At 64.3% G+C, this 4,873-nt stretch carries 4 protein-coding genes; 1 reads left to right on the forward strand and 3 read right to left on the reverse strand.

The window, feature by feature from the left end:
* The 3 genes from ACE3S9_RS14775 to lptF all read right to left on the reverse strand — a co-directional run.
* Positions 1-1,585, reverse strand: a 1,585-nt coding sequence (locus tag ACE3S9_RS14775; protein ID WP_374547243.1) for an LPS-assembly protein LptD, incomplete at its 3' end; no start/stop codon positions are given.
* Entirely contained in the window at positions 1,585-2,667 is a 1,083-nt protein-coding gene (gene lptG / locus ACE3S9_RS14780; protein WP_374547244.1) for an LPS export ABC transporter permease LptG, read from the reverse strand. The genes lptG and ACE3S9_RS14775, both read right to left, overlap by 1 nt.
* Positions 2,668-3,795: an LPS export ABC transporter permease LptF gene (gene lptF, locus ACE3S9_RS14785; RefSeq protein ID WP_374547245.1), complete on the reverse strand. Its 1,128-nt coding sequence runs from the start codon at positions 3,793-3,795 to the stop codon at positions 2,668-2,670.
* Between the two features lie 323 nt (positions 3,796-4,118).
* Here lptF and ACE3S9_RS14790 point away from each other — a divergent pair.
* Positions 4,119-4,873 (forward strand): M17 family peptidase N-terminal domain-containing protein (locus ACE3S9_RS14790; protein WP_374547246.1); only part of this gene is annotated, 755 nt, incomplete at its 3' end.

A 4,873-nucleotide genomic window follows, 5' to 3' on the forward strand; every position in this document is an offset into this window, starting at 1 on the left:
TGAGATAATTGCCGTTGGCGCGCAGGAAGGCGAAGGGCGTGAAGACCTCGCCGAACTGGTCGATATATTTGCGCTGCCACGACAGCTCGATCGTGCCGCTGGTGTAGCTGCCGCCGATGCCGCGCACGAGGCACGAACCCGGCGTGTAGTCGGGCTTGTTGGTGGCCGGGTTCACGCAGACCGGATGCAGGCCATATTGGTCGTCGAGCGAGATCGCGCCGACCTGCTGATAGGAGGCGAGCGCGGCCGACGAACTGGTGAAATTGGCGTCGATCGTGATCTGGCCGCCGATCCCGTGGGTCTTCTCCGGCGCGAGATCGATGGCCTTGTTATAGTCCCAGATCGGCCAGACGGCGGCGAGCTGCGGCTGGTAGTCGAAATTCGACAGGCCCTGGAACGAGAAGCCGCGCAGGTCGAAATAGCCGCGCTCGCCCTGACCGGTCAGATAGATCGTCGAAGAGGTCTCGCGGAAGAAATTCCCGTTAAGCACCGGATTCGGCAGGTTATAATCGTTCATGAACCATTTGTCGGAGACGCGCGCGATGTCCCAGCCGAATTTCCAGTTCTGGCTCAGCCAGATCGTGCCCTGCGAGGTGATTTCGCCGCGATTGGTCTGGTTGCCCGAGCCCCAGGGTTGCGCCGCGAAGGCGGAATCGTCGTTCTGATGGATGCCGCTGGCCTGAATGTAATAATAGCCGTTGTCGAGGCGGTGGCGGAATTCGACATCGCCGAACAGGCCCTGCCGGCTGAAATACATCGGCGTGACAGTAAGGTCCATATTGGGCGAGATCGCCCAGAAATAGGGCACGCCGAAGCCATTGCCCAGGGTCGACTTATAGCCGATCCGGGGCGCCAGGAAGCCCGACTGGCGGGTCACGCTGGGATCGGCGGTTGAGAAGAACGGCAGATAGGCGATCGGATAGCCGTAAAGCTCGAAGGTCGCGCCTTCGTAATAGAGCATCTGCTCGTTGTTCTTGTGGATGATCTTCTGCGCGCGTAGGCGCCACAGCGGAGGACGCTCGGGATGTTCGGCGCAACTCGGGCAGGCGGTATAGGTGCCCTTGTGGAAAACCGTCGTGTCGGCGTCGAGCTTCTCCGAGCGCGTGGCGCTGATATGGGTTCTTTCCTTGGTGTCGGCGCGGACGGTGTCGACGAAGCCCTGTTTGAAATCGCCGGTCAGCTCCATCTTGTCGGCATGGGTCACGGTGCCGTCGGCGTCGGTCAGCTTGACGGCGCCTTCGGCCAGCACGCGGCCGGTCTCGCGGAAATAGGTGACACGGTCGGCTTCGAGCACCTTGTTCTGGTAATAGATCTGGGCGTCGCCCTCGGCCGTGACGGAATGCGCCTTGTCGTCATAGACGACGCTATTGGCCTCGACGACCATCGGCCCCTTCTTCTGGCCGGCCGAATTGGCGAAACGGTCGTTCAGGGTTTCCGCTTCGGCGTGGCGAAGGGCGGCGGGGGCGGCGATGAAAAGGACGAATGCGGCAGCCACGGCGGCGAACACGCGCGCGATCGCGCCGCGCGCAAGCGCGAGGCGGCCGGCGGCGCGATGGGTCTGGCGGCTGGGGAAGCGAATCGCCATCAGCCGTCCTCGCGATTCAGGAGTGTCAACGCGCCCAACATATTCGCCACGATCGCAGGCGACCAAGCGGCCACGGGCGTGCTGAGCACGCCGGCGCCCCCGAGGTCGGAAACGAGTTTCGTGGCGACATAAAGCACGAAGCCCGCGCCGACGCCACCCAAAACCAAGACGCCCACGCCGCCCATGCGCGACAGCTTGAGCGAAAAGGACGCGGCGATCAGCACCATGGCGGCAAGCAGGGCCGGCAGGGCGAGAAGGGACTGAAAACGCAAACGATACCCCACTGCATCAAGCCCGGCGCCTTCCGTCTCCTCCGCAACGCGGGGGAGCGACCAGAATGACACCGCTTCAGGCGACACGAAACTCTGCACCACCTGACTGGGAAGGAGATTAGTCGCTAGATGGTAAACATCCGCTCTCCGCGGCTCCTCCCCGGGCGCTGTTATAATGACATGATTCAGCCGCCATTCGCCATTCCCCATCTCGGCGTCGTCGGCGTCGGCCCGTTCCAGAAATTTCCCTTTGGGGTCGAACACGAAGGCGGAGACGCCGGCCAGCCGCAGGCCCATGTCCGACGAGGCCTCGGCGCGCAGAATCGATTGCCCGTCGACGCTTTTCTGGCGGATCCACATCGAGGTGACATTGGCGAGGAACTTGCTCTTGAAGACGCCGGTCTCGATCTGGTCGGCCTGCTGTTTCATCATGGCCGACAGCGGATTGTAAACGGCCACGGCCAGAACGCCGATGGCGAGCGCCGCCAGGATCGGCGGCGTCAGGAATTGCCACACCGAGACGCCGGCCGCGCGCGCCACCACCAGTTCAAGCTTGCGGGTCAGGGTGATGAACGAGGCCATCGCCCCGAACAGGACGGCGAAGGGCAGGATCTGCTCGGAGACGGCGGGCGTGTGCAACAGCGACAGCCAGGCCACTAAAGTCGCGCTGGCGTTGGGATTATCGCCGGTCCGGCGCAGCATTTCGACGAAATCGACCATATAGATCAGGGCGAAAATCGTGAAAAACACCACGGCCACGCTTTTGACGAAGCGCGAACCGAAATAGAGGCCGAGCGTGGGTCCGATCATTCAGGCCGCCGCGAAAACGGCGCGCACGCGCCGGAAAGGTCGCTCGAAGGCGAAACGGAACGCATAAAGACCCGCCAGCGCGGCGCCCAGCAGCGGCAGCGCATAGGAGAGCGCCACGCCGGCGGGATCGCGCGCCATCAAGGCCGAGGCGCCGAAGCCGCCGACGCGCATCAGCACGGTCGCCAGCACCGCCCCGCCAATGGCCGCGCCGCGATTCTGCCGGGTGGTGCGCGGCGCCCCGAGCGCGGCGAAGGCGATCATTCCCATCGCCATGGCGTAAAGCGGCGCGACGAAGCGCTCATGCAGTTCGGCGCGGAAACGGCCTTCATTATCGCGGACATAGGGATCGGCGACATTGTAACGGAGCATGTCCGAGGTGGTGCGTTCGCGCGGGCGCAGCGGCGCGCCGTCCTGCTTCGAGCCGAAATGACTCAGGTCCAGCGCATAGGAATCGAACACGATCATGGCCGGCGTCTCGGCCCCCTTGTCCTGCCGCTGGATGGTGCCGGTCTCCAGCACGAGATAGTTCTGGTCTTCGACCTTGGTGGCGATGCCGGTTTCGGCCAGATAGACGTTGTTCTGGCCTTCCTCGCGCCGGTCGATCATGAAAATGCCGAGCAGCGCGCCGCCGGGCCCGCGATCGCGATAATGAAAGAACAAGCCGGGCTCCAGCATGTTGAACGTGCCCGGGCGCACGATTCGGGTCAGGAAATCGGACTGCACTTCGGTCAAGGCGTTGCGCAGGGCGCGAAAGCTCCAGGGCATGGCCGAGAGCGACATGAAGCCCGAAAACAGCGAAACTGCGATAATCAGCACGGCAAAGGGGCGGAAAAGCTGAAACGGCGAGAGGCCCGCCGAGGAGGCGACGACCAGCTCGCTGTCGCCATTGAGCTTGTTCAGGGCGAACAGAACCGCGATGAACAGGGCGATCGGCGAGATCACCATCAGCAGCGAGGGAATGATCAGGCCGGTGATGTGAAAGAACACGATCAGCGACTGGCCCTTGGTGGTCATCAGGTCGAAATCGCGCATCGCCTGGGTCAGCCAGATCACCGCCGTCAGAACGCCCAGCGCGACCAGAAAGGCCGAACCGGCAATCTTCAGGATATAGCGTTCGATCAAGGGCATGTTCGGCTTTCAGTCCCGGCTCGCGTCCCACATAGATCAATTCGGCGCCGCGGCAAAGCGGCGCCGCGACGGACGGGCTCGGTCCACAATCGGCGCCGCGCTGGACAATATTCGTCGCACCATGGCGTTTCCATGGCCTTGGCGGCGCGGATTGTGGACCGCGCCCGCCTGCGCCGATCTTTCCGGGGCGCCGTGACATTTTGAAAACAGCGCGCATTGACCCTTTTCGCCGCGCCGTCGCATAGTGGCCGCATATCCGCCGCCCGGCTCCGGCCCGGCGGCGCTTTATCCTGCCAATCCCAGAATGCCCTGAAGAGGTTTCCATGTCCGATTCCGTCGCGCTCGGCGCCCTGTCGATCACTGAGGCGGCCGCCGCGCCGCCCGAGGCCGGCGGCTATACGCTCGTGGTTTTCGCCGATTCGGCGCTCGGGCTCGGCGCGGCGACCGCCGCCGCGCTCGGCGAGGCGGCCGGCGTGATTCCCCGCGCCGCCGAAGCCGCCGCGTTCAAGGGCAAGATCGGCTCCAGCCTCGACATTCTCGCCCCCGCCGGCCTGAACGCGCAAAGGCTGCTGGTGCTGGGGACCGCCCCCGACAAGGAAGGCGGCAAGGTGGATTATCTGCGCCTTGGTGGTTTGGCCATCGCCAAGCTCGGCAAGGCCAAGGCGGTCCGCGTGTTGTTCGATTTCACGACTCCGCCGGACGATTCCGCTGCGGCGGCGGCTGATTTCGCGCTCGGGCTGCGGCTGCGCGGCTATAAATTCGACCAGTTCAAATCCAAGAAGGACAAGAAGGACGAGGCCGAAAACGGCGGCCCGGCCAATATTGGCATCGCAGGCGCCGAAGCCGCGCCGATCGCCGAGGCCATAACTAGGATCCAGGGCCTCGCCGACGGCGTCGATCTCGCCCGCACCCTGGTCAATCTGCCGCCGAACCTGCTCTATCCGGAAAGCTTCGCCGACAAGGCCAAGGAGTTGGAGAAACTCGGCGTCGTGGTCGAGATTCTCGACGTCCCGGCGCTCGAAGCGCTTGGAATGCGGGCGCTGCTCGGCGTGGGGCAGGGGTCTCGGCGGCCGAGCCG

The sequence above is a fragment of the Rhodoblastus sp. genome, from assembly GCF_041915505.1.
Classification (GTDB): domain Bacteria; phylum Pseudomonadota; class Alphaproteobacteria; order Rhizobiales; family Beijerinckiaceae; genus Rhodoblastus.

What these genes read in the sequence shown, in the direction of transcription:
- lptF (WP_374547245.1), bottom strand. Translation starts at nt 3,795, where the DNA reads ATGCCCTTGATCGAACGCTATATCCTGAAGATTGCCGGTTCGGCCTTT.
- lptG (WP_374547244.1), bottom strand. Translation starts at nt 2,667, where the DNA reads ATGATCGGACCCACGCTCGGCCTCTATTTCGGTTCGCGCTTCGTCAAA.